18 protein-coding genes are annotated in these 22940 nt (G+C 73.6%); 6 read left to right on the plus strand and 12 right to left on the minus strand.

Going from position 1 to position 22940, the window contains the following annotated elements:
- Positions 1-5 precede the first annotated feature (5 nt).
- Positions 6-1367 carry a hypothetical protein gene (locus tag ACFYVJ_RS16580; protein WP_388891718.1) on the minus strand — a complete coding sequence of 454 codons (1362 nt, stop codon included), beginning with the start codon at positions 1365-1367 and terminating at the stop codon, positions 6-8.
- 37 nt (positions 1368-1404) lie between these two features.
- On the minus strand, positions 1405-2163 hold the full coding sequence (locus tag ACFYVJ_RS16585; RefSeq protein WP_388891721.1) for an NAD-dependent deacetylase: 759 nt from the start codon (positions 2161-2163) through the stop codon (positions 1405-1407).
- A gap of 431 nt (positions 2164-2594) precedes the next feature.
- On the opposite strand from ACFYVJ_RS16585, the gene ACFYVJ_RS16590 reads away from it, so the two are divergent.
- From ACFYVJ_RS16590 to ACFYVJ_RS16610, 5 genes are all read left to right on the plus strand, one after another.
- Positions 2595-3455, plus strand: coding sequence for an inositol monophosphatase family protein (locus tag ACFYVJ_RS16590; RefSeq protein WP_388891724.1), 861 nt, complete (start codon positions 2595-2597; stop codon positions 3453-3455).
- Between the two features lie 102 nt (positions 3456-3557).
- Positions 3558-4973: a phytoene desaturase family protein gene (locus tag ACFYVJ_RS16595; RefSeq protein WP_388891727.1), complete on the plus strand. Its 1416-nt coding sequence runs from the start codon at positions 3558-3560 to the stop codon at positions 4971-4973.
- 96 nt (positions 4974-5069) lie between these two features.
- Entirely contained in the window at positions 5070-6596 is a 1527-nt protein-coding gene (locus ACFYVJ_RS16600) for an AlkA N-terminal domain-containing protein (RefSeq protein WP_388891730.1), read from the plus strand.
- A gap of 5 nt (positions 6597-6601) precedes the next feature.
- Entirely contained in the window at positions 6602-7087 is a 486-nt protein-coding gene (locus tag ACFYVJ_RS16605; RefSeq protein WP_388891732.1) for a methylated-DNA--[protein]-cysteine S-methyltransferase, read from the plus strand.
- Positions 7088-7234: 147 nt separating this feature from the next.
- Positions 7235-8362 (plus strand): glycerate kinase, encoded by a 1128-nt coding sequence (locus ACFYVJ_RS16610; protein ID WP_388891841.1) that lies wholly within the window; start codon positions 7235-7237, stop codon positions 8360-8362.
- A 242-nt stretch (positions 8363-8604) separates the two neighbouring features.
- On the opposite strand, the gene ACFYVJ_RS16615 is transcribed toward ACFYVJ_RS16610, so the two are convergent.
- A complete protein-coding gene (locus ACFYVJ_RS16615) occupies positions 8605-9561 on the minus strand; it encodes a LysR family transcriptional regulator (protein WP_388891735.1) in 957 nt (318 codons plus the stop codon).
- A gap of 105 nt (positions 9562-9666) precedes the next feature.
- Between ACFYVJ_RS16615 and ACFYVJ_RS16620 the strand changes: the two genes are divergently transcribed.
- On the plus strand, positions 9667-11676 hold the full coding sequence (locus ACFYVJ_RS16620) for a M4 family metallopeptidase (RefSeq protein ID WP_388891738.1): 2010 nt from the start codon (positions 9667-9669) through the stop codon (positions 11674-11676).
- A 140-nt stretch (positions 11677-11816) separates the two neighbouring features.
- Here ACFYVJ_RS16620 and pssA read toward each other — a convergent pair whose 3' ends face one another.
- The 9 genes from pssA to ACFYVJ_RS16665 form a co-directional block, all read right to left on the minus strand.
- Complete coding sequence (pssA, locus tag ACFYVJ_RS16625; protein ID WP_078898493.1) at positions 11817-12665, minus strand: CDP-diacylglycerol--serine O-phosphatidyltransferase; 849 nt, start codon at positions 12663-12665, stop codon at positions 11817-11819.
- On the minus strand, positions 12652-13305 hold the full coding sequence (locus ACFYVJ_RS16630) for a phosphatidylserine decarboxylase (RefSeq protein WP_388891741.1): 654 nt from the start codon (positions 13303-13305) through the stop codon (positions 12652-12654). The genes pssA and ACFYVJ_RS16630 overlap by 14 nt, the downstream gene beginning before the upstream one ends.
- Before the next feature lie 167 nt (positions 13306-13472).
- Complete coding sequence (locus ACFYVJ_RS16635) at positions 13473-14690, minus strand: acyl-CoA dehydrogenase family protein (RefSeq protein WP_388891744.1); 1218 nt, start codon at positions 14688-14690, stop codon at positions 13473-13475.
- The gene (locus ACFYVJ_RS16640; RefSeq protein WP_388891746.1) at positions 14690-15208 is read right to left on the minus strand and encodes a MaoC family dehydratase; all 519 of its coding nucleotides are present in this window, start codon (positions 15206-15208) and stop codon (positions 14690-14692) included. The genes ACFYVJ_RS16635 and ACFYVJ_RS16640 overlap by 1 nt, the downstream gene beginning before the upstream one ends.
- A 1-nt stretch (position 15209) precedes the next feature.
- Positions 15210-16184, minus strand: a complete 975-nt coding sequence (locus ACFYVJ_RS16645; RefSeq protein ID WP_388891749.1) for an HpcH/HpaI aldolase/citrate lyase family protein — start codon at positions 16182-16184, stop codon at positions 15210-15212.
- A complete protein-coding gene (locus ACFYVJ_RS16650; RefSeq protein ID WP_388891751.1) occupies positions 16181-18205 on the minus strand; it encodes a protein meaA in 2025 nt (674 codons plus the stop codon). The genes ACFYVJ_RS16645 and ACFYVJ_RS16650 overlap by 4 nt, the downstream gene beginning before the upstream one ends.
- Positions 18205-19623, minus strand: a complete 1419-nt coding sequence (gene ccrA / locus ACFYVJ_RS16655) for a crotonyl-CoA carboxylase/reductase (protein ID WP_388891754.1) — start codon at positions 19621-19623, stop codon at positions 18205-18207. Before ccrA ends, ACFYVJ_RS16650 begins: the two co-directional genes overlap by 1 nt.
- Positions 19624-20004: 381 nt before the next feature.
- Complete coding sequence (locus ACFYVJ_RS16660) at positions 20005-20793, minus strand: TetR family transcriptional regulator (RefSeq protein ID WP_388891757.1); 789 nt, start codon at positions 20791-20793, stop codon at positions 20005-20007.
- A 79-nt stretch (positions 20794-20872) separates the two neighbouring features.
- Complete coding sequence (locus tag ACFYVJ_RS16665) at positions 20873-22696, minus strand: 3-hydroxyacyl-CoA dehydrogenase family protein (RefSeq protein ID WP_388891760.1); 1824 nt, start codon at positions 22694-22696, stop codon at positions 20873-20875.
- Between the last annotated feature and the right edge of the window lie 244 nt (positions 22697-22940).

Here is a 22940-nt window from a genome sequence, read left to right on the forward strand (position 1 = left end):
CACCCTCACAGACCGGCGGCCACGAGGATCCGGCTCATCCGGGACACCCGGAGCACGGGGTTGGCGGCTGCCTCGTCGGCGACGCCGGGTTCCGGGTCGGAGAGCAACTGCTCCAGCAGCGCGTCCGTGACGTTGGGGTGGCGGGCGACACCGCAGCGCAGGAAGGACTCGCCGGCCGAGGCGAGCCGCAGAAGGGCCGCCACGGGCAGCTCGGGGTCCTGCAAGGCGGCGTAACGCACCTGCGGGTTCTCCTCGTCGGCGAGCGTGCGCAGCGTGTGACGGGGGTAGTTGGGGTGGTCGACGAGCGACGGCCGGAGGGGGAAGACGTCACCGCCGGCGCGGACGAGCCGTTCCAGCACGTCCGAAGGTGTGTCCGGCCGCCGGGCGGCGGCGCGGCGGACGGAGAGCTCCGGGTCGGCGTCCAGCCGCTGCCATGCCTCGGCGGGCAGGTCGTGACAGGACGCCAGGACGCGCCGGAACGGCGTGTGCGGGCTCTCCAGGTAGCGCATCCGTTCGCTGACGGGCGCTTCCCGCAGCCAGTGCGGGTCGTTGAGGGCCCAGTCCAGCAGCAGGGGGACCTCGATGTTCCCCTTCCGGTCCTCGGCTGCCACGAGCGCGTAGATCCTGGCCCGGGCCTCCTCGGGGACGTGACGGCTCTGTGCCACGGCGACCCGCACGTGGAGGTCGTCGGACTCCAGGAGTTGCGCAACCATCTCCGCCGTGAGGTGGGGGTTTCCGGCGACAGCCTCGAAGACCTCCTCGTCCCCGCTCCGTATGAGCCGCGCGAACCGGTCGGGCGAGAGCGGGACGTAGCGCGCCACGTTGACGCGCACGGCGGGGTCGGCGAGGCAGCGGTCCCGCCATTCCGGCGGGACGCCCGGGTGCTCCCGCAGGGTGGCGGCGGCACGGACGGCCGGATCCGGGTCGGCGAGCAGCCTCGCCTGCACGGCGGGCGGGCGGTCATGCCATGCCTCCGCCACCACGGCGCGCAGCTTCGGGTCCGGCGCGCCGGCAAGTGCGGTCCGCGGGCTGCCGTAAGCCTCTTCGAGATCCTCGATGCCCAGGGCCACCCCGCGATCCACCATGGCGCGGACGAAGTCCACGTGCGCGTCGCGGATCGCCGGATCGGGATGCTCCGCGATCCTCCGGCGCATCGCCGGGGAGACCCGGTCCCCGTGCAGGCCCACGGCGCCGACTTCGTCGCCGTACGTCAGCAGTGCCTCGACAACGGCGTCCGCCAGCATTCCGCGGCGCCGTCCTATCCCGCGCCGGCCCGCCCGGTGGGCGGCCAGGCGTACCAGGACGTCCTGCGGGGCCGCCGGATTGCGGCCCAGTCCGGACAGTCGCGGATGCGTGAGGCTCGTCATGCGCTCAACCCGCCCAAGCCGCCGCGCCGGGCAGGCTCTACGCGCTCGCCGTCGTCAGCCGGGTCAGCAGGGGCGGCAGCGCCTCGCTGATCGGCTCGCGGACGAGTTCCGCTGCGCGGTCGTCGTACGGGGTGGGCTCGGCGTTGACGACGATCAGGTGGGCGCCGTGGTCGGCGGCCAGGCCCGCCAGGCCGGCGGCGGGCTGGACCTGGAGGCTGGTGCCCACCGCGATGAAGACCTCGCACGCCTCCGCGATCGCGGCGGCCTCGCCCAGGACGGCCGGGTCGAGCCGTTCGCCGAACATCACCGTGGCGGACTTGAGGATGCCGCCGCACTCCAGGCACGGCGGATCGGCCTCGCCCGCCTCGACGCGGGCCAGCGCGTCCGCCATCGGCCCGCGCGCGGCGCACTGCGTGCACACGAAGCTCCGGGCGGAGCCGTGCAGTTCGAGGACCTTGCGGGCCGGCGTCCCCGCGAGCTGGTGCAGTCCGTCCACGTTCTGCGTGAGGACCCGTACCGGCACACCGGCGCGCTCCAGATCCGCGATGGCCAGGTGCGCCGCGTTGGGCTCGGCGGCCAGCGTGCGGTTGGTGCGCCGCATCTGCCAGGAGCGCCGCCGGATCTCCGGGTCCGCCATGTAGTAGTCGTACGTGACGAGCTTCTGCGCCTCCGGGTCCCGGCGCCAGACCCCGTTCGGGCCGCGGTAGTCGGGGATGCCGGAGTCGGTGGAGATGCCGGCGCCGCTGAGGATCGCCACCAGCGGGCGCCGCCCCGTACTCTCCGTCGTCGCAGACATGCGGACAGGGTACGGGCGCCCACCCCCTGCCGTGCCACGGCATTTCCTAGTTCGCGAAGCCGCCCCTCGGCTCGGTGATCTCCAGGTTCGTGCCGTCCGGGTTCCCCGACCGGATCCTGGAACTGGATGAGGTCGATGCCCAGCCCGTCGAGGCAGGGGCCGGCCGGGTGGTTGATCGTCGCGTAGCGCAGGGTCGCGGCCGGCTCCCGGCCGGTGAGGGCGTAGAACGCGATCGAGGCGTCCAGGTCCGAGACCGGGATGCCGACGTGGGCGGCGCGGGTGAGGTGCACCGGGGTGGCGGCGGCAGCCATGGGGGAGTCCCTCTCGGACGAAGCCCCACGACCGGTTGGGGAGGATTCTTCAGGAAGATACGGAATCACGCATCCTCTCCGCATTCCGTGTCCTCGGCCACCGCATGGTTCGATGGACATATGATCGACGACTTCCTGGCCTCCGCCGACGCCCTCGACCGGGTCGAGGACGCCCTGCGCAAGGCGTCGGCCGAGGAGGTCATGCCCCGCTTCCGGCAGCTCCGCGCCGACGAGATCGTGCAGAAGGACGGCCCCCACGACCTGGTCACCGTCGCCGACCGGAACGCCGAGCTGCACCTGGAGCGCAGCCTGACCGCGCTGCTGCCCGGGTCCGTGCTCGTCGGCGAGGAGGGGACGCACGCCGACCCCGCCCGGCTCGCCGCGCTGCGCGGGGACGCGCCGGTGTGGATCGTGGACCCCGTCGACGGCACCCGGCAGTTCGTCCGCGGCGAGCCCGGCTTCTGCATGCTCGTCGCCCTCGCCCACCGCGGCGAGGTGCTGGTCTCCTGGACGTACCTGCCGGCGAAGGACGTCATGGCCGTCGCCCGCCGTGGCGGCGGCGCGCACATCGCCGGCGGCGAGGAGCTGCGCTCCGGCGTGCCCGAGCCCGGGCAGGAACTGCACGTCGCGGTCTCCCACCACGACTTCACCACCGACGCCGAGAAGCGCGCGCTCGCCCGCCTCGATGTCCCGGGGGTACGGGCCAGGCCCTGCGGCTCCGCCGGCCACGACTACCTGTCCGTGGCCCGCGGCGAGATCGACGCCGTGGCGTTCTCCTGGGAGAAGCCCTGGGACCACGCCGCGGGCCTGCTGCTCGTCGGCGAGGCGGGCGGCGCCAGCGGTACGGTCGCGGGGGAGCCGTTCCGCGTGGCCGGCGGCAACGCGCTGCCGTTCACCGCGGCGCGGGACGCGGAAACGGCACGTCATATCCTTGCCCTGCTGGCCGGACCCGGCCGAGGCGTGCCGGGGGCGGCGCCCTAGGGTCCTGCTGCCGGATCAGGCCGGCACGGGGCGGCAAGGACCGGGATTGTTCCACCGGAAGAGCCCTGACCCCAGTCAGTGACGACGGGAGTGGCGAGGCGGATGACGACGCTGGTCGACGTGGTGGTCGTAGGCGCGGGGCCCAACGGGCTGACCGCCGCCGTCGAACTCGCCAGACGCGGCTTCACGGTCGAGGTCTTCGAGGCGCGCGACAGCATCGGCGGCGGGGCGAGCACCGCCGAGCTGACCCTGCCGGGCTTCCGGCACGACCCGTGCTCCGCCGCCCACCCCTTCGGCATCGGCTCCCCGGTCTTCGGCGAACTGCCGCTGGCGGAACACGGCCTGGCGTGGGTGCACAGCGAGCTGGCGATGGCGCACCCGTTCCCCGACGGCTCCGCGGCCGTGCTCTCCCGCTCCGTGGGCGAGACGGCGATGTCGCTCGGCACCCGCGACGCCGGTGTCTACCGGCGGCTGGTCGAGCCGTTCCTCGGCAAGTGGGACACGCTGTCGTGGGACTTCTTCACCGCCTCGCTGCGCTCCGTGCCCCGCGACCCCGTCACCCTCCTGCGGCTCGGCCAGCTCGCCATGCCCGCATCGCTGCTGAACCGCCGCTTCCAGGGCGCGCACGCCCGCGGCATGGTGGCCGGCCTCGCCGCGCACGCCATCGCGCCGCTGCACACGCCGATCACCGCGGCCATGGCGCTGACCTTCGCGCTCGCCGGCCACGCCGTCGGCTGGCCGGTGGCCCGCGGCGGCTCGCAGGCCATCTCCGACGCGCTCGCGGCGTACCTGCGCGAGCTGGGCGGCGAGATCCACACCGGGATCGAGGTCAAGCGGCTGGACGAGCTGCCGCCGGCGCGCGCGTACGTCTTCGACACCTCGCCGACCGCGCTGGCACGCATCGCCGGGCTCGGCGGCGCGTACGACGGCTTCCGCTACGGACCGTCCGTGTTCAAGATCGACTACGCCCTGGACGGGCCGATGCCGTGGACCTCGGCGGAGGCGCGCCGCGCCACGACGGTGCACGTCGGGCCCACCGAGGGCGAGATCGGCGCGGCCCTCGACGCCGCCGTGAACGGCGTCGCGCCCGCCGTGCCGTTCCTCATCACCTGCCAGCCGACCATCGCCGACCCCACCCGCGCGCCCGAGGGCAAGCACACCTTCTGGGTCTACGGGCACGTGCCCAACGGCTGGGAGGGCGACGCCACCGACGCCATCGAGCGGCAGTTGGAGCGCTTCGCGCCCGGCTTCCGCGACCTGGTGCTGGCCCGCGCCACCGCCGGACCGCCGCAACTGGCCGCGCGCAACGCCAACTACGTCGGCGGCGACATCGCCTCCGGCGCGTTCTCCGGCATGCAGACCCTCATGCGCCCGCGGCTCGCCCGGGTGCCGTGGGCCACGGTCCACCCCCGCGTCTTCCTGTGCTCCTCGTCCACGTACCCGGGACCCGGCGTGCACGGGATGGGCGGCCACAACGCGGCCCGCGCGGTCTTCCGCACCCTGACGCGGTCCCGCTGACCGGCGGCGCTCCCGTACGCCGGAGCCGTACCGCCGCCGCACCGTGATGTCGGATTCTCGCTAGCATTCGACCTCGCGGTGGACCACGCTGGAGGCATGTTCACCGATACGGAGCGCTGCGTACGGGCCGTCCAGTCCAAGGACGCCCGCTTCGACGGCTGGTTCTTCACCGGGGTGCTGACCACCGGCATCTACTGCCGGCCCAGTTGCCCCGTCGTCCCGCCCAAGCCCCAGAACATGCGGTTCTACCCCAGCTCCGCCGCCGCCCAGCAGGCCGGTTTCCGCGCCTGCAAGCGGTGCCGCCCCGACACCAGCCCCGGTTCCCCCGAGTGGAACCACCGGGCCGACCTCACCGCCCGCGCCATGCGGCTCATCGCCGACGGCGTCGTCGACCGCGACGGCGTCGAGGGGCTCGCCGCCGGGCTCGGCTACAGCGCCCGGCAGATCGAGCGCCAGCTCCGCGCCGAGCTCGGCGCGGGCCCGCTCGCGCTCGCCCGCGCCCAGCGCGCCCAGACCGCACGGGTCCTCATCGAGACCTCCCCGCTGCCCATGGGCGACATCGCCTTCGCCGCGGGCTTCTCCTCCATCCGCACCTTCAACGACACCGTCCAGGAGGTCTTCGCGCTCGCCCCCACCGAGCTGCGCCGCCGCGCCGCGCGCAGCCGCGCCGGCACCGGCGGCGCGCCCGGCGCGACCGGCACCGGCGGCGGCGCCCCGGGCGTCATCAGCCTCCGGCTGCCCTTCCGGCAGCCGCTCACCCCCGACAACCTCTTCGGCCACCTCGTCGCCACCGCCGTCCCCGGCGTGGAGGAGTGGCGCGGCGGCGCGTACCGGCGCACGCTGCGGCTTCCGTACGGGCACGGCATCGCGTCGCTCACGCCCAGGCCGGGTCCTCATCCCTATATCGCAGCCCGCCTCGCCCTCACCGACCAGCGCGACCTGGCCATCGCCATCAGCCGCTGCCGCCGGCTGCTCGACCTCGACGCCGACCCCGTCGCCGTCGACGAGCAGCTCGCCCGCGACCCCCAGCTCGCCGAGCTGATCGCCAAGGCGCCCGGGCGGCGGGTGCCGCGCACGACGGACGGCGCCGAGTTCGCGGTACGGGCCGTCCTCGGCCAGCAGGTCTCCACCGCGGCGGCCCGCACCCACGCGGGACGGCTGGTGACCGCGTACGGGACGGAGATCGAGGACGCGGAAGGCGGCCTCACCCACCTCTTCCCCGAACCCGGCGCCCTCGCCGGACTCGACCCCGCCGCCCTGGCGATGCCGCAGTCCCGGCGGACCACTCTGACCGCGCTCGTCGCCGCCCTGGCCGCCGGCGACCTCGACCTCGGCGGCGGCAGCGACTGGGAGCAGGCCCGCCGGCAGCTCGCCGAGCTGCCCGGGATCGGCCCCTGGACCGTCGAGGTCGTCGCCATGCGCGCCCTCGGCGACCCCGACGCCTTCCCGGCCACCGACCTCGGCGTCCGCAAGGCCGCCGCCGGACTCGGCCTGCCAGGCAGCCCCGCGGCCCTCGTCCGCCACTCGGCCGCCTGGCGGCCCTGGCGGGCGTACGCCGTGCAGTACCTCTGGGCGGCGCCGCCCGCCGGCGACCACCCGATCAACCTGATGCCCACGGAGTGAAGGACATGCGAACCCACACCACAGTCGACAGCCCGGTAGGACCCCTCACCCTCGTCGCGGAGGACGACAGCCTCACCGGGCTCTACATGACCGACCAGCGCCACCGCCCCGCCGACGAGACCTTCGGCACGCCGGCCGACCCGGAGGACCCGCCGTTCGCGGCGGCGGCCGTGCAGCTCGCGGCGTACTTCGCGGGCGAGCGCACCGACTTCGACCTGCCGCTGCACCTTTCCGGCACGCCGTTCCAGCAGCGGGTGTGGGAGCAACTGCGGCAGATCCCGTACGGCGAGACGATCTCCTACGGCGAACTCGCCGAGCGCGTCGGCAACCCCGCCGCCTCCCGCGCCGTCGGCATGGCCAACGGGCGCAACCCCGTGGGGATCATCGTCCCCTGCCACCGCGTCGTCGGCGCCAACGGCAGCCTCACCGGGTACGGGGGCGGGATCGACCGCAAGAAGCAGTTGCTCGCGCTGGAGCGGCGGGAGGGCTGAGCGCCCCGCCCCGGTCGCTGCCGTACGGGCCCGGGGCCGGCGTCATGCGCCGGTCCCGGGCCGATGGGCAATCGGGCGGGCTTGCGGATAGGGTCGCAGCGGCGTGACCAGGACCAGAGCGAGGGGTGGCAAGTGACGCACGGATCGGTGACCCGGGTGCTGATCGCGGCCGACAAGTTCAAGGGCTCCCTTACCGCGGAAGAGGTCGCCCAGCGGGTGACGGCAGGGCTGCGGAAGGTCGCGCCCGGCCTCGCGGTCGAGGCCCTGCCCGTCGCGGACGGCGGGGACGGCACGGTGGCCGCGGCCCTGGCGGCCGGCTTCGAGCGCCGCGAGGCGCGGGTCACGGGCCCGCTCGGCGAGCCGGTCACCGCGGCGTACGCGCTGCGCGACGGCACCGCCGTCGTCGAGATGGCCGAGGCGTCCGGGCTGCAACTGCTGCCCCCCGGCCACTTCGCGCCGCGCACCGCCACCACGTACGGCAGCGGCGAACTCCTGCGCGCGGCGCTCGACGCCGGGGCTCGGAGCATCGTCTTCGGCGTCGGCGGCAGCGCGACCACGGACGGCGGCGCGGGCATGCTCGCGGCGCTGGGCGGGGTCTTCCTGGACGCGGCGGGGGCGCCGGTGGGCCCCGGGGGCGGACCGCTGGCGGATCTCGCGCGGGCGGACCTGAGCGGGATCGACCCGCGGTTCGGGTCCGTGGAGCTGATCCTCGCCAGCGACGTCGACAACCCGCTGACCGGCCCGACCGGCGCTCCGGCGGTCTACGGCCCGCAGAAGGGCGCGAGCGCGGCGGACGTCGAGGCGCTGGACGCGGCGCTGGCGCACTATGTGCGGGTGCTGGAGGAGGCCGTGGGCCCGCGGGCCGCCGCGCTGGCGCGGGAGCCGGGCGCGGGGGCGGCGGGCGGCATCGGGTACGGGGCGCTGATCGGCCTCGGCGCGGTCTTCCGGCCCGGGATCGAGGTGCTGCTCGACGTCCTGGGCTTCGAGGCGGCGGTCGCGCGGGCGGACCTCGTGATCACGGGGGAGGGCTCGCTGGACCGCCAGACGCTGCACGGCAAGGCCCCGGCGGGCGTCGCGTCGGCGGCGCGCGCGGCGGGGAAGCGGGTGGTGGCGGTGTGCGGGGGCCTGTCGATCGACGAGGCGGCGCTGCGGGGGGCGGGGATCGAGCGCGCGTACGCGCTGTCGGCGCTGGAGCCGGACGTCAACCGCTCGATGCGCAACGCGGGCCCCCTGCTGGAGTCAGTGGCCGAATCCCTCGCCCGCGACTACCTCTGACGGCTCCCACCCGCGGGGCCGCGCCCCGGCCCCCTGCGGGGCTGCGCGCCGAACCCCCGCGGGGCCGTGCGCCGAACCCCCCGCGGGGCTGCGTCCCAATCTGCCACGGTCCCCCTCGGACCCCGGCGCTGCGCCCCTGCACCCCCTGGGCCGCGCCCGGGCCTCTCGCCGCACTCCGGCGCTCCACCCTGACTCCGCACGCAGTCCCCCTGAATCCCGCGGGCTCCACCGCCCCGCCCCACTCACGTGCGTTCCGGGTGGATCTCCGGGTGGTTCTGCCACCACGTCCCGTACCGCGGGTTGTTCGCCAGTCCCGCCTCGTACGCCCGGGACGCCGCCCGGTACAGCAGGTTCGCCTGTTCCGCCGGGACCGCCCGGCGTTGCCAGGCCAGGGTCAGGCGGCCCCTGATCGGGTCGCCTGCCAGGGGGCGCAGGGTCACGCCTGCCGTGGCGGGGGCCGTGGGCTGGAAGACCGCCACCGCGCGGCCGGCCGCTATCAGGCGGCGGTTCAGGGCCGTGTCGCCGATGCGGTAGCGCAGCGACGGGGTGAAGCCCGCCGTCGTGCAGGCCGTGTGGAGGGCTTCCGGGCCGCCGTCGTCCTGGCTCGTCATCGCCATCCACTGCTCGTCCGCCAGGTCGCCCAGCTCCACCCGCTCCCGCTCCGCGAGCCGGTGCCGCTCCGACAGGGCGATCCAGAACGGCTCGCCGGCGACCAGCGTGCGGGCCGTGACGCCGGAAGGGAGCGGCGTGCGGTGGTCGTTGACCTCGCCGTAGAGGATCGCGTCGTAGTGGCCGGAGCCCAGCAGCCGGGTCAGCGCCGTGACCGAGTCCTCGCTGTCGACCGTCGTCTGCCGCCCCGGCAGCAGCTCGTCCAGCTCCGCGACCAGCGCGCCGAGCATCACCAGCACGATGCTCCCCAGCCGCAGCGGCCCCGCCGCCGCGGCGCGCGCACCGGCCGCCAGCGCCTCCATCTCGTCCAGCACCCGGTGCGCCTTGGAGAGCACGAACTCGCCCAGCGGCGTGGGCAGTACGCCCCGCGGGGTGCGCGTGAACAGCTCGCCGCCCGCCACCCGTTCGATGCGGCGGAGCTGGGCCGAAAGCGCCGGCTGGGAGACGCCGAGGAGGCGGGCGGCGCCCGCGAGGCTGCCGGTCTCGGCGATCCGGCAGACAGCCTGCAGGTGCCGTAACTCCAGCTCCATTCCAGCAGCGTATAACCCGGGTATGGGGGCGGGTGGGATATCCCCGAAGCGCCATGTCCATGCCGATACTCGCGTCACCGGTTTCCCTAGAGGGGAGCAACAGACGTGAAGTCCACAAGACTTGGCGCGGTCGTGGCGGCACTCGCCCTGACCGCCGGCCTGACCGGTGCCTTCACCGGCACCACCAGCGCCGCGCCGCCGCCACCCGAGCAGCCGGGCGGCAAGGCCCGTGCCCTCGCCGCCGCCGACCGCGCCGCGGACAGCGGGCTCGACGGGCTGCGCCACAGCCCCGGCGAGGAACTCGTCCGCACCGGGGTGACCCCCTGGGACGACGGGCTCTACTACGCCGCGTACGAACGCACCTACCTCGGGCTGCCGGTCACCGGCGGCGACGCCGTCGTGCTCGCCGACAGCCGCGGGCGAGTCCTCGACGTGGCCGCCGCGCCCGCGCCCCCGCTGTCGCTCTCCCCGCGCGCCACGGTCTCCGCGGCCGCCGCCGAACGGACCGCCACCGCGCGGGTCGCGCACCCGGAGAAGGCCACGGCGCCCGAACTCGGCGTGCTGCTCAAGGGCGGCGACGCCGGCAAGGGCGTGCTGACCTGGCAGTCCACCGTCACCGGGACCACCGCCGCCGGCGCCCCCAGCGTGCGCGAGGTGTACGTCGACGCCCGTACCGGCAAGGTCGTCGAGACCCGCGAGCAGGTCCGCGACGCCTCCGGGCAGGGCTACCACTACGGCACCGTCGAGATCGACACCGCTGCCAACTCCATGACCGACCCGCTGCGCACCGGCTTCCAGTGCGGCGGCCAGAACGGCGCCCCGTACACCACCCCGCCCTGGGGCAACGGCGGCGCGAACGACCTGGAGACGGCCTGCGTCGACATCATGTACGCGGCCCAGCAGGAGTTCGACATGCTCAAGGAGTGGACGGGCTACAACGGCCAGAACGGCCGCGGCGGCCTCGTCCCCGCCCGCGCCGGTCTCAGCGTCGTCAACGCCTACTACGACGGCTCCAAGACCACCTACGGCCGCAACCAGACCGGCACCAACCAGCTCACCTCCATCGACGTCGTCGCGCACGAGTACGGGCACGAGATCTTCGACCGCACCCCCGGATCGAGCGGCTCGGGCAGCGAGAACGGCGGCATGAACGAGTCCACCGGCGACATCTTCGGCGCCATCACCGAGGCGTACGTCGACAGCCCCGCCGATCCGCCCGACTACACCGTCGGCGAGAAGGCCCGCTTCTACGGCGACACCCGCCCCATCCGCAACATGTACAACCCGTCGCTGGTCAACAACGACCCCAACTGCTACACCCAGCTCGGCTCCGGCACCGAGGTGCACGCCGCCGCCGGCCCGCAGAACCACTGGTTCTACCTGCTCGCCGAGGGCTCCAGCCCGGGCGGCGGCAAGCCGGACAGCCCGATCTGCGCCGGCGGCCCCTCCTCCGTCACCGGCGTCGGCGTCCAGAAGGCCGCGAAGATCTTCATGGGCGCGCTGCTGCTGAAGACCTCCGGCTGGAACCACCGCGCCGCCCGCGCGGCGACCATCACCACCGCAAAGGCCACCTACGGCACCACCGAGTGCAACGCCGTCAAGGCGGCCTGGAGCGCCATCGCCGTGCCCGCGGCGGCCGGCGAGGCGGACTGCGGCGGCAGCCAGACGCCGGACTTCTCCCTCGCGCTGTCGCCGAACTCCGGGAGCGCCGAGGCCGGCGGCTCCGCCACCGCCACCGTGAGCACCACGACGACCGGCGGGAACCCGCAGAGCGTCGCGCTCACCGCCGCCGCGCCCGCCGGCGTCACGGCGGCCTTCTCCCCGGCGACGGTGACCTCCGGCAACTCCGCGACGCTGACGCTCGACATCGCCGCCGGAACGGCGGACGGCACGTACCCGATCACGGTGACCGGCACCGGCAGCGCCACCCACACGGTGACGTACACCCTGACCGTCGGCTCCGACCCGGGACCCGGCACCTGGGCGGCCGGCACCTCCTACCGGGCGGGTGACACCGTCACCTACGGCGGCCGGGGCTACCGCTGCCTCCAGGCCCACACGGCCCTGCCGGGCTGGGAGCCGCCGAACGTCCCCGCGCTCTGGCAGCCCGTCTGACCCCGATCCAGGGCGGGCAGGCCGAAAAGGCCGCCGCGCCCGGGGGAGCGATCCCCCGGGCGCGGCGGTGCGGTCGTTCTCGTACGCCACGGGCCCCGCGGCGTGCCCTGCCGGACCCGTACGGCCCTGCCCGGCTCCGCTCAGCCCTGCGCGGCGGCGCGCGCTTCGCGGCGGCCGACGCGGAAGGTGTTCACCCGGCGGGCGGTGGCGAACAGCGGGATGGTCGCGGCCGTCACTATCTGCAGCGCGCAGCCGGTCTGGAGCAGCAACTGCCCGTTCGGCGCGTCGAACGCCCACGCGCCCAGGCAGGTCATGCTGATGAAGATCCACACCAGCGTGGCCACCGCGAGCCGGCCGCGCGGCTTGGGGTACTCCACCCGGCTCACCATCAGCCAGGCCACCCCGACGATCGCCAGCAGCGTCGGCACGAACGGCAGCTCCAGCAGCACCACCGAGATCACCGTCAGCGCCCCGAAGGGGCTCGGCATGCCCTGGAAGACGCCGTCCCGCACGGTGACGCAGGAGAACCGGGCAAGCCGCAGCACCACCGCCAGCACCACCGCGACCGCGGCCACCGTGGAGACCCGCTGGTGCGCGTCGTCGGCGACCATGCCGTAGACCAGCACGAAGTACGCCGGCGCCAGCCCGAAGCTGATCAGGTCGGAGAGGTTGTCCAGCTCCGCGCCCATCGCCGAGCTGCGCAGCTTGCGTGCCACCAGGCCGTCGAAGAGGTCGAAGACCGAGGCGAGCAGCATGAGGATCACGGCGGTGGCGGCGCTGTGCCGGGCGATGCCGCCGGCGTCCTCGCCCGCCAGGTGCGGGACCAGCACGCCGGTGGTGGTGAAGTAGACGGCGAGGAAGCCGCAGGTCGCGTTGGCCAGGGTGAGGGTGTCGGCGATCGACAGCCGCGTGGACAGCGGCATGTCGTCGTCGTCCTCGTCGACCTCGGGGACCCAGCCGGCCTTCGTCTCGGGATCAATCACGGTCAAGGCGCGTCACCCCCGCCGTGGTGGTCTGGCCGACGTCCACGCCGGGGTCGATGCCCTGCGGCAGGTACACGTCGACGCGGGAGCCGAAGCGGATCAGCCCGACGCGCTCGCCCTGCTCGACCTTGGTGCCGCCGGTCACGTACGGCACGATGCGGCGGGCGACCGCGCCGGCGATCTGGACCATCTCGACATCGCCGAGCTCGGTGTCCAGGTGCCACACGACGCGCTCGTTGTTCTCGCTCTCCTTGTTGAACGCCGGGACGTAGCCGCCGGGAACGTGCTCCACGGAGCGGACGGTGCCGGCCAGCGGCGCGCGGTTCACGTGCACGTTCAGCGGGCTCATGAAGATCGCGACCCGGGTGCGGCCGTCGGGCCACGGCATGATGCTCTGCACCACGCCGTCCGCGGGGGAGACGACCCGGCCGTCGGCGATCTCGCGGTCGGGGTCGCGGAAGAACCACAGCATGCCCGCCGCCAGCGCGGCGGGGGGCACGGCGGCCAGCCGGTCGGGCCAGCGCCCGCTGCGGCGGGCGCGGACGGCGGTGACGGCTGCGGTGGCCAAGGTCGGCAGGAGCCACGGCGATGCGCCGCGCGCCAGGCGGATCCGGCGGCGCGGAACGTTATCTGGGCTGTGGGGCATGTTTGACCTTCGTAGCGGGAGGGGGCCGCGGTGATGGGGGACGGCGGCTTGTCGGGGATGTTATCGGTTGGCACCGGCAACTCGGCAAGCCGAAGCGAGCTTTCGCCCGCCGGGGCCGCGTGACCGGCTGTCACGCCACCCCTGCCGCCTGCCCCTGAAGCAGTCCTTCAACCCTGGGACCCGTACTCCTCGAGCAGTCGCCGTCCAATGATCATTTTCTGGATCTCGGCGGTGCCTTCGCCAATGAGAAGCATCGGCGCCTCCCGGTAGAGGCGCTCGATCTCGTACTCCTTGGAGAAGCCGTAGCCGCCGTGGATGCGGAACGCGTCTTCCACGACTTCCTTGCAGTACTCGGAAGCGAGATATTTGGCCATTCCCGCCTCTAGGTCGTTACGTTCTCCAGTGTCCTTTTTGCGTGCCGCTCGCACCATCATCGCATGCGCCGCCTCGACCTTGGTAGCCATCTCGGCCAGTTTGAACTGGATCGCCTGGTGCCGGGCGATCTGCCGGCCGAAGGCGTGCCGCTGCTGTGCGTAGCCGACGCCCAGCTCGAAGGCCCGCTGGGCGACGCCGCAGCCGCGCGCGGCGACGTTCACGCGGCCCACCTCGACCCCGTCCATCATCTGGTAGAAGCCCCGGCCCGCCCCCTCGGGGCCGCCGAGCACCCGGTCGGCAGGTACGCGCAGCCCGTCCATGATCAGCTCGGTGGTGTCGACGCCCTTGTAGCCCATCTTGTCGATCTTGCCGGGGATGGTCAGCCCCGGCTTCACGGTGCCGAACCCCGGCTCCTTCTCCACCAGGAACGTCGTCATCGAGCGGTGCGCGGGCGCGTCGGGGCCCAGCCCCTCGTCCGTCCGGCACAACACCGCGACCAGCGACGACGTGCCGCCGTTGGTCAGCCACATCTTCTGCCCGGTGAGCAGGTAGTCACCGCTTTCCGCGTCCCGTACGCCCTTGGACGTGATCGCCGCCACGTCCGAGCCGAGCCCGGGCTCCGACATCGAGAACGCGCCGCGCACCTCGCCCGCGGCCATCAGCGGCAGGAAGTGCTCCCGCTGCTCGGCCGTGCCGTGCTGCTTGATCATGTACGCCACGATGAAGTGCGTGTTGATGATCCCCGACACGCTCATCCAGCCGCGGGCGATCTCCTCCACGCACAGCGCGTAGGTGAGCAGCGACTCGCCGAGACCGCCGTACTCCTCCGGGATCATGAGGCCGAAAATGCCCAGTTCCTTCAGGCCCTCGACGATCTTCGCGGGATACTCGTCGCGGTGCTCCAGGTCCGTGGCCACCGGCAGGATCTCTTTGTCGACGAAGCCGCGGACCGTGGCGACGATCTCGCGCTGGACCCCGGTCAGCCCCTCCGTCTGCGCCAGCCGCCCCATCACCGCTCCCCGCCGTGCCCGGCCGGCTCCGGGCGGCCCGGCTGCTCGCCGCCGCGCGCCCGGACGTACGCCTCCGTGGGCACCATCACCTTGCGCCGGAAGACGCAGACCAGGGTGCCGTCCTGCTTGTGGCCGCGGGTCTCGACGTGCACGATGCCGCGGTCGTCCTTCGACTTCGAGGGCCACTTGCCGAGCACGGTCGTCTCTCCGTAGACCGTGTCGCCGTGGAAGGTGGGCGCGACGTGCTTCAGCGACTCGACCTCCAGGTTGGCGATCGCCTTGCCGGAGACGTCCGGCACGGACATGCCGAGCAGCAGGGAGTACACGTAGTTGCCGACGACGACGTTGCGGCCGAAGTCGGTGGCCCCGCCCGCGTAGTGCGCGTCGAGGTGCAGCGGGTGGTGGTTCATGGTCAGCAGGCAGAAGAGATGGTCGTCGTACTCGGTGACGGTCTTGCCCGGCCAGTGCTTGTACACCGCGCCCGGCTCGAACTCCTCGTAGGTGCGTCCGAACTGCATGTCAGCCCTCCGGCGGGGTGAAGGCGGTGGTGCGGGTCATGCCGGCGGCGCGCCCCTTGCCCGAGATGACGAGGGCCATCTTGCGGCTCGCCTCGTCGATCATCTCGTCGCCGAGCATCGCGGAGCCCTTCCTGCCGCCCTCGTCCGAGGTGTAGTAGTCGTACGCGTCGAGGATCAGCTCGGCGTGGTCGTAGTCCTCCTGGGACGGCGAGAAGACCTCGTTGGCGGCCTCGATCTGGCCCGGGTGCAGCACCCACTTGCCGTCGAAGCCGAGCGCGGCGGCGCGGCCCGCGACCTCGCGGAAGCCGTCGACGTCGCGGATCTGGAGGTACGGGCCGTCGATGGCCTGGAGGTCGTGGCTGCGGGCGGCCATGAGGATCCGCATGAGGATGTAGTGGTAGGCGTCGGCCGGGTAGCCGGGCGGCTGCTGCCCGACGACCAGGGACTTCATGTTGATCGACGCCATGAAGTCGGCGGGCCCGAAGACGATGGTCTCCAGCCGGGGCGAGGCGGCGGCGATGGCGTCGACGTTCACCAGCCCCTTCGCGTTCTCGATCTGCGCCTCGATGCCGATGCGGCCGACCTCGAAGCCCATCGTCTTCTCGATCTGGGTGAGCAGCAGGTCGAGCGCGGTGATCTGCCCGGCGTCCTGGACCTTCGGCAGCATGAGGCAGTCCAGGTTCGGCCCGGCGCCCTCGACGACGGTGATGACGTCGCGGTACGTCCAGTGCGTGGTCCAGTCGTTGACCCGTACCACCCGCGTCTTGCCGCTCCAGTCGCCCTCGTTGAGGAACTTCACGATGGTGTGCCGCGCGTCGGGCTTGGCGAGCGGCGCGCAGGCGTCCTCCAGGTCCAGGAACACCTGGTCGGCGGGCAGCCCCTGCGCCTTCTCCAGGAACCGGGGGCTGGACCCGGGCACGGCGAGACAGGAACGCCGCGGCCGCAGCCGGTCGGACGGGGTGGGGGCGGGGCTCATGCGGGGGCCTCCTGGGGGTCGAGTTCGTTCGCGCGCCTGATCTCGTCGACGATACGGCCGATGATCTGCGTGATTCCGAAGTCCTTCGGGGTGAACACGGCCGCCACCCCGGCGGCGCGCAGCGTCTCGGCGTCCGCCGCCGGGATGATGCCGCCGACGACCACCGGCACGTCGCCGGCGCCCGCGCGGCGCAGCCGGTCCAGCACGTCGGGGACGAGTTCCGCGTGCGAGCCGGAGAGGATGGACAGGCCGACGCAGTGCACGTCTTCGGCGACCGCGGCGGCCGCGATCTGCTCCGGCGTCAGCCGGATGCCCTGGTAGACGACCTCGAAGCCGGCGTCCCTGGCGCGTACGGCGATCTGCTCGGCGCCGTTGCTGTGCCCGTCGAGACCCGGCTTGCCGACGAGCAGCCGCAGCCGGCCGCTGCCCAGCTCCGCGGCGGTGCCCGCGGCCCGGTCCCGTACGGCGGTGAGCGCGGCCTCGCCGCCCGTCTCCGCCGCCGGGACGGCGACCGGCGCGCCGCCGACGCCCGTCGGGGCCCGGAACTCGCCGAAGACGTCGCGCAGCGCCCAGGCCCACTCGCCGGTGGTGGCGCCGGCGCGGGCGCACTCCAGGGAGGCGGGCATCAGGTTGGCCGTACCCGCCGCGGCGGCCTTCAGTTCCGTCAGCGCGCGCTGCACGCGCGGCTCGTCGCGGGACAGCCGCCACTCGTGCATGGCGGCGACGACCCGTGCCTCCACGTCCGGGTCGACTGTCATGATCGCGGCGTCCAGGTCCGCGGTGAGCGGGCTGGGCTCGGTCTCCGTATGGCAGTTGACCCCGACGATCCTCTCCTCGCCCGACTCGATCCGGGCCCGCCGCTCGGCGTGCGAGGCCACCAGCCGCGCCTTGAGGTAGCCGGACTCCACCGCCGCGACGGCGCCGCCCAGCTTCTCGATGTGCGCCATCTCGGCGGTCGCGCCCTCGACCAGTTCGGCCACCCGCGCCTCCACCACATGGCTGCCGGCGAAGAGGTCGGGGTGCTCCAGCAGGTCGCTCTCGTACGCCAGCACCTGCTGGATGCGCAGGCTCCACTGCTGGTCCCACGGGCGCGGCAGGCCCAGCGCCTCGTTCCAGGCGGGCAACTGCACGGCCCGGGCGCGGGCGTCCTTCGACAGCGTCACGGCGAGCATCTCCAGCACGATGCGCTGGACGTTGTTCTCCGGCTGCGCCTCGGTCAGGCCGAGGGAGTTGACCTGCACGCCGTAGCGGAAGCGGCGCTGCCGGGGGTCCTCGATGCCGTAGCGCTCGCGGGTGAGGGTGTCCCAGATGCGGGTGAACGCCCGCATCTTGCACATCTCCTCGACGAACCTGACCCCGGCGTTGACGAAGAAGGAGATCCGGCCGACGACCTCGCCCAGCTTCTCCGGCGGCACCTGGCCGGAGTCGCGGACGGCGTCCAGGACGGCGGTCGCGGTGGCCATCGCGTACGCGATCTCCTGCACCGGCGTCGCGCCCGCCTCCTGGAGGTGGTAGCTGCAGATGTTGACGGGGTTCCACTTCGGCATCTTCCCGACGGTGTACGCGATGGTGTCGGTGGTCAGCCGCAGCGAGGGCCCGGGCGGGAAGACGTACGTGCCGCGGGACAGGTACTCCTTGACGATGTCGTTCTGCGTGGTGCCGGCGAGCTTCGCGACGCCCGCCTCGTCCAGGCCCTGCTCCTCGGCCACCACCTGGTAGAGCGCCAGCAGCCACATCGCGGTGGCGTTGATGGTCATGGAGGTGTTCGTGCGCTCCAGCGGGATGCCCGCGAAGAGGCGGCGCATGTCGCCCAGGTGCGAGACGGGCACGCCGACGCGGCCGACCTCGCCGCGGGCGAGCACGTGGTCGGGGTCGTAGCCGGTCTGGGTGGGCAGGTCGAAGGCGACCGACAGGCCGGTCTGGCCCTTGGCGAGGTTGCGCCGGTACAGCTCGTTGGACGCCTCGGCGGTGGAGTGGCCCGCGTAGGTGCGCATCAGCCAGGGCCGGTCCTTGGCCGCCATCACGCGTTCCCGGCGTGCTCGACGGCCCGCTCCGGCGCGCTGGGACGACCCGGTGCCGCGGCCGCCCGCGGCCCCGGCGGGGGGCCGCTGCGGAAGAGGTGGATGGCGTCGATGTGCGCGGCGCGCTTCTCCTCGTCCCGTACGCCCAGGCCCTCGGCCGGGGCGAGGCAGAGCACGCCGACCTTGCCCTGGTGCAGGTTGCGGTGGACGTCGTACGCCGCCTGGCCGGTCTCGGCCAGCGGGTAGGTCTTCGACAGGGTGGGGTGGATCCGGCCCTTGTCGACGAGCCGGTTGGCCTCCCACGCCTCGCGGTAGTTGGCGAAGTGCGAGCCGATGATCCGCTTCAGCGACATCCACAGGTAGCGGTTGTCGTACTCGTGCACGAAGCCGGAGGTCGACGCGCAGGTGACGATGGTGCCGCCGCGGCGGGTGACGTAGACGGAGGCCCCGAAGGTCTCCCGGCCGGGGTGCTCGAAGACGATGTCGACGTCCTCGCCCCCGGTCAGCTCGCGGATGCGCGCGCCGAAGCGCTTCCACTCGCGCGGGTCCTGCTCGTGCTCGTCGCGCCAGAAGCGGTAGTCCTCGCCGCGCCTGTCGATGATCGCCTCCGCGCCCATCCGGCGGCAGATGTCCGCCTTCTCGGGGCTGGAGACCACGCAGATGGGCGTGGCGCCGCCGGCGAGCGCGAACTGCGTGGCGTACGAGCCGAGTCCGCCGCTCGCGCCCCAGATGAGCACGTTGTCGCCCTGTTTCATGGCGGCGCCGTTGCGGGAGACGAGCTGGCGGTACGCGGTGGAGTTGACCAGCCCGGGGGCGGCGGCCTCCTCCCAGGACAGGTGGTCCGGCTTGGGCATGAGCTGGTTGGACTTCACCAGCGCGATCTCCGCCAGGCCGCCGAAGTTGGTCTCGAAGCCCCAGATGCGCTGCTCGGGGTCGAGCATGGTGTCGTCGTGGCCGTCGGCGCTCTCCAGCTCCACCGACAGGCAGTGCGCCACCACCTCGTCGCCGGGCCGCCAGGCGACGACGCCGGGTCCGGTGCGCAGCACGACGCCGGCGAGGTCGGAGCCGATGACGTGGTACGGCAGGTCGTGGCGGCGGGCGAGGGGGGAGAGGCGGCCGTAGCGCTCCAGGAAGGCGAAGGTGGACAGCGGCTCGAAGATCGAGGTCCACACCGAGTTGTAGTTCACGGAGCTGGCCATCACCGCCACCAGGGCCTCGCCGGGGCCGAGTTCCGGCACCGGCACCTCGTCCAGGTGCAGCGACTTGCGCGGGTCCTTCTGCCGGGTGGTGAGCCCGTCGAACATCTCCGTCTCGTCCTTGTGCACCGTCACGGCCCGGTAGGACTCGGGCAGGGGCAGGGAGGCGAAGTCGGCGGCCGTGCTGTCCGGTGCCTGAATCGCGGCGAGTATCTCGTTCATGGTGCTGCCTCCGGCGAAGCGTGTCGGGGACGCTTGAGGGACGTCGGGGGTGAGAGCTGTGCGGCGTTCGCGAGGCGGTTCGGCTCCGGCGGTGCCGGTGTGCGCGGTACGGGCGCGGTGGCGCCCCCGCGACTGTGACGAGGCGCGGGCCGGGTGCGCGAGCCGGGGGCTTGCGGGGACAGCCGGCGCGCGCTCTGGTCGCGTACGCCGGTCACCCGGATGCCTCGTACCGTATGGCACGGCGTGCCAAGCCGCAAGACACTCGGTGCCAAGAATCTCTCTCACATGTTCGCGGCGGTGCACGGATGAGCAGGCGAAGGCTCCCCGGCCGGAAGTGGCCGGGGAGCCTTGGGCGGGGTGAAACCCCTGGTCAGCTCTTTTTCAGCTCTTTTTCAGTGCCTTTTCGATGGTGCGCATGACCTCGCTCAGCGGCGCGTCCGTACGGGCCACCGCGACCAGCACGTCCGAGCCCTCGCCGCCCGCCGTGACGACCGCCGGCGCGCCCGCCTCCACGCCGCCCAGGCCCGCGGGGCCCTGCGGCTGGCCGACACCGGTGAACCTGGCCCGCACCACCGCGAAGGCGCGGTCGAGCTGGCCCTCCACGTCGCCCTCCGCGCCCGCGCGCAGCCAGCGGCGCAGCACGTGGTTGTGCGCGGTGACCACCGCCGAGGCGGCGACCTCGGCGAGCAGCGGGCCGTCGTCGCCGTCCTGGTGGGCGCCCTCGTCGAAGTGGCCCAGCAGGTAGCGGGTGAACAGCCGCTCGTAGCGGGAGACCGAGGCGATCTCGCGCTCGCGCAGCGTGGGCACCTCGCGGGTCAGCCGGTAGCGCTCGACGGAGACCGCGGGCTGGGCCGCGTACATCCGCATGACCTCCCGGATGCCGCGGCAGATGGTGTCCAGCGGGTACTCGTGCGGCGGCGCGGCGTCCAGGACGGCCTTCACGCGCTCCAGCGTGTCGTCGTGGTCGGGGAAGATCGCTTCCTCTTTGGAGCGGAAGTGCCGGAAGAAGGTGCGGCGGGCCACGCCCGCCGCGGCGGCGATCTCGTCCACTGTCGTCGCCTCGTAGCCCTTGGTCGCGAACAGCTCCATGGCGGCGGCCGCGATGTCGCGGCGCATCTTCAGGCGCTGGGTGCTGGAGTTCGAACGGCTGGGCTTCGCAGGCTGGGACATGTAAGGAACGTACTCCATGCGTGGCCCCCGGATCGCCGGCAATTCGGGGACGGGCGGGCGGCGGCCGGCCGGCGGGGGATCAGCGCCGGGCGGCGGCGTACTCGCGGAAGCCGCGGCCCGTCTTGCGGCCGAGGCAGCCCGCGGCGACCAGGTGCTCCAGCAGCGGCGCGGGCGCCAGGCCGGGGTCGCGGAACTCGCGGTGCAGCACGCGCTCGATGGCCAGCGACACGTCCAGGCCGACGACGTCGAGCAGCTCGAAGGGGCCCATGGGGTAGCCGCCGCCGAGCTTCATCGCGGCGTCGATGTCGTCGGGCGAGGCGTAGTGCTCCTGGACCATCTTCACCGCGTTGTTGAGATACGGGAACAGCAGCGCGTTGACGATGAAGCCGGCCCGGTCGCCGCAGTCCACGGCGTGCTTGCCCAGCCCGGCGCAGACTGCGCGAACGGTGGCGTGCGCGTCGTCCGCGGTACGGACCGTGCGCACCACCTCGACGAGCTTCATCACCTGCGCCGGGTTGAAGAAGTGCATGCCGACCACGTCCTCCGGGCGCGAGGTGGCGGCGGCGCAGGCGATGACGGGCAGCGAGGACGTGGTGGTCGCCAGCACGGCGCCGGGCCGCGCCACCTCGTCCAGGGCGGCGAACAACTGCCGCTTGACCGCCAGGTCCTCGGCGACGGCCTCCACCACCAGGCCGGCGCCGGCCAGCGCGTCCAGGGTGCCGGAGGCGGAGATCCGGGCCAGCGCGGCGTCGCGGTCGGCCGCGCCGAGGCGGCCCCTGGCGACGGAGCGGTCCAGCGACGCGGTGACCCGGGCCTTCGCCGCGGCCGCCTTGTCGGCGCTGCGGGCGGCGAGCGTGACCGCGTACCCGGACCGGGCGCAGACCTCCGCGATGCCGCTCGCCATCGTGCCGGAGCCGGCCACGCCGATCTCCTCGACGGGGCGCGGCGGCGCGCCCGGTGCCGCCGCCGCGGCGCGCGCGGCGTCCGGCACCACGGTGCCGCTGCCGGGGGCGTCGTAGGCGTAGAAGCCGCGGCCCGCCTTGCGGCCGGTCAGCCCGGCGGCGGTCAACTGGCCGAGGACGGGCGCGGGGGCGTGCAGCCGGTCCTGCGACGCGGCGTACATGGCCTCCAGCACCGTACGCGCGGTGTCGACGCCGATCAGGTCGAGCAGTTCCAGCGGGCCCATGGGCAGGCCGCAGCCGAGCTTCATCGCCGCGTCGATGTCCTCGCGGGTGGCGTACCGCGACTCGTACATCGCCGCGGCCTGGTTGAGATAGCCGAAGAGCAGCCCGTCGGCGATGAACCCGGGGCGGTCCCCGACCGCGACGGGCTCCTTGCCCAACTCCCGCACCAGCGCGGTGACCTGCGCCATCGCGGCCGGCTCGGTGAGTACCGAGGAGACCACCTCCACCAGCCGCATCGCCTGGACCGGAGTGAAGAAGTGCAGGCCCAGGACGCGCTCGGGGCGGGCGGAGGAGGCGGCGAGACGGGTGACGGACAGCGCGTTGGTGCCGGTGGCGAGCACCGTGCCGGGGCGGACGATCTCGTCGAGTTCGGCGATGACCTGCTGCTTGATCTCGTACGACTCGGGCACCACCTCGATGACGAGGTCCGCGTCCGCGGCGGCGCGCAGGTCGGGGAACGTGCGCAGCCGGGCCAGGACGCCGGCGCGATCGCTCTCGGCGAGCCGGCCGCGGGCGACGGCGCGCTCCGTGGCGCGCTCCAGCGCGGCGACGCAGCCGCGGGCGGCGGCCGGGCTGATATCGATGCCGACGACCTCGCGGCCGGCGCGGGCGAGCACCTCGCACAGGCCGGTGCCCATCGTGCCGAGGCCGACGACGGCGACGGTGGGGAAAGGAACCGGGGGGAACTCGGGGGACTCGGGGACAGGGCTGCGGTCCATCGCGGGACTCCAGTCGTGACGCGGGAGATGAGGGTCCGTGGCCGCGCGTGCACGGCGTCCCGGCCGGGGCATGGGGGGCTCGCGGCGGGAACCGCGCGGGGCGGCGGGGCGCGCGCGGCGGGATCCGCGGCCGGCCCTGTCCCGGGGCCGGGCGTCCTCGCCACGGGCACGGGGGTGCCCGTCGCGCGTGCTGTCGGTTGCCGAACCACTTCAGCTCTCGGCGGCTGCGTCACCAGACCGCCCG

Origin of the sequence: Streptomyces sp. NPDC004134, assembly GCF_042874195.1 — a bacterium.
In the GTDB taxonomy this organism is placed as follows: domain Bacteria; phylum Actinomycetota; class Actinomycetes; order Streptomycetales; family Streptomycetaceae; genus Streptomyces.

Bases quoted from the DNA above. Each gene is read 5' to 3' on its own strand.
- ACFYVJ_RS16660 (WP_388891757.1), bottom strand. From the start codon at position 20,793: ATGTCCCAGCCTGCGAAGCCCAGCCGTTCGAACTCCAGCACCCAGCGC.
- ACFYVJ_RS16635 (WP_388891744.1), bottom strand. From the start codon at position 14,690: ATGGGGCGGCTGGCGCAGACGGAGGGGCTGACCGGGGTCCAGCGCGAG.
- ACFYVJ_RS16645 (WP_388891749.1), bottom strand. From the start codon at position 16,184: ATGAGCCCCGCCCCCACCCCGTCCGACCGGCTGCGGCCGCGGCGTTCC.
- ACFYVJ_RS16665 (WP_388891760.1), bottom strand. From the start codon at position 22,696: ATGGACCGCAGCCCTGTCCCCGAGTCCCCCGAGTTCCCCCCGGTTCCT.
- ACFYVJ_RS16650 (WP_388891751.1), bottom strand. From the start codon at position 18,205: ATGGCGGCCAAGGACCGGCCCTGGCTGATGCGCACCTACGCGGGCCAC.
- ACFYVJ_RS16585 (WP_388891721.1), bottom strand. From the start codon at position 2,163: ATGTCTGCGACGACGGAGAGTACGGGGCGGCGCCCGCTGGTGGCGATC.
- ACFYVJ_RS16600 (WP_388891730.1), top strand. From the start codon at position 5,070: ATGTTCACCGATACGGAGCGCTGCGTACGGGCCGTCCAGTCCAAGGAC.
- ccrA (WP_388891754.1), bottom strand. From the start codon at position 19,623: ATGAACGAGATACTCGCCGCGATTCAGGCACCGGACAGCACGGCCGCC.
- ACFYVJ_RS16640 (WP_388891746.1), bottom strand. From the start codon at position 15,208: ATGCAGTTCGGACGCACCTACGAGGAGTTCGAGCCGGGCGCGGTGTAC.
- ACFYVJ_RS16580 (WP_388891718.1), bottom strand. From the start codon at position 1,367: ATGACGAGCCTCACGCATCCGCGACTGTCCGGACTGGGCCGCAATCCG.
- ACFYVJ_RS16630 (WP_388891741.1), bottom strand. From the start codon at position 13,305: ATGCCCCACAGCCCAGATAACGTTCCGCGCCGCCGGATCCGCCTGGCG.
- ACFYVJ_RS16590 (WP_388891724.1), top strand. From the start codon at position 2,595: ATGATCGACGACTTCCTGGCCTCCGCCGACGCCCTCGACCGGGTCGAG.
- ACFYVJ_RS16615 (WP_388891735.1), bottom strand. From the start codon at position 9,561: ATGGAGCTGGAGTTACGGCACCTGCAGGCTGTCTGCCGGATCGCCGAG.
- ACFYVJ_RS16605 (WP_388891732.1), top strand. From the start codon at position 6,602: ATGCGAACCCACACCACAGTCGACAGCCCGGTAGGACCCCTCACCCTC.
- ACFYVJ_RS16595 (WP_388891727.1), top strand. From the start codon at position 3,558: ATGACGACGCTGGTCGACGTGGTGGTCGTAGGCGCGGGGCCCAACGGG.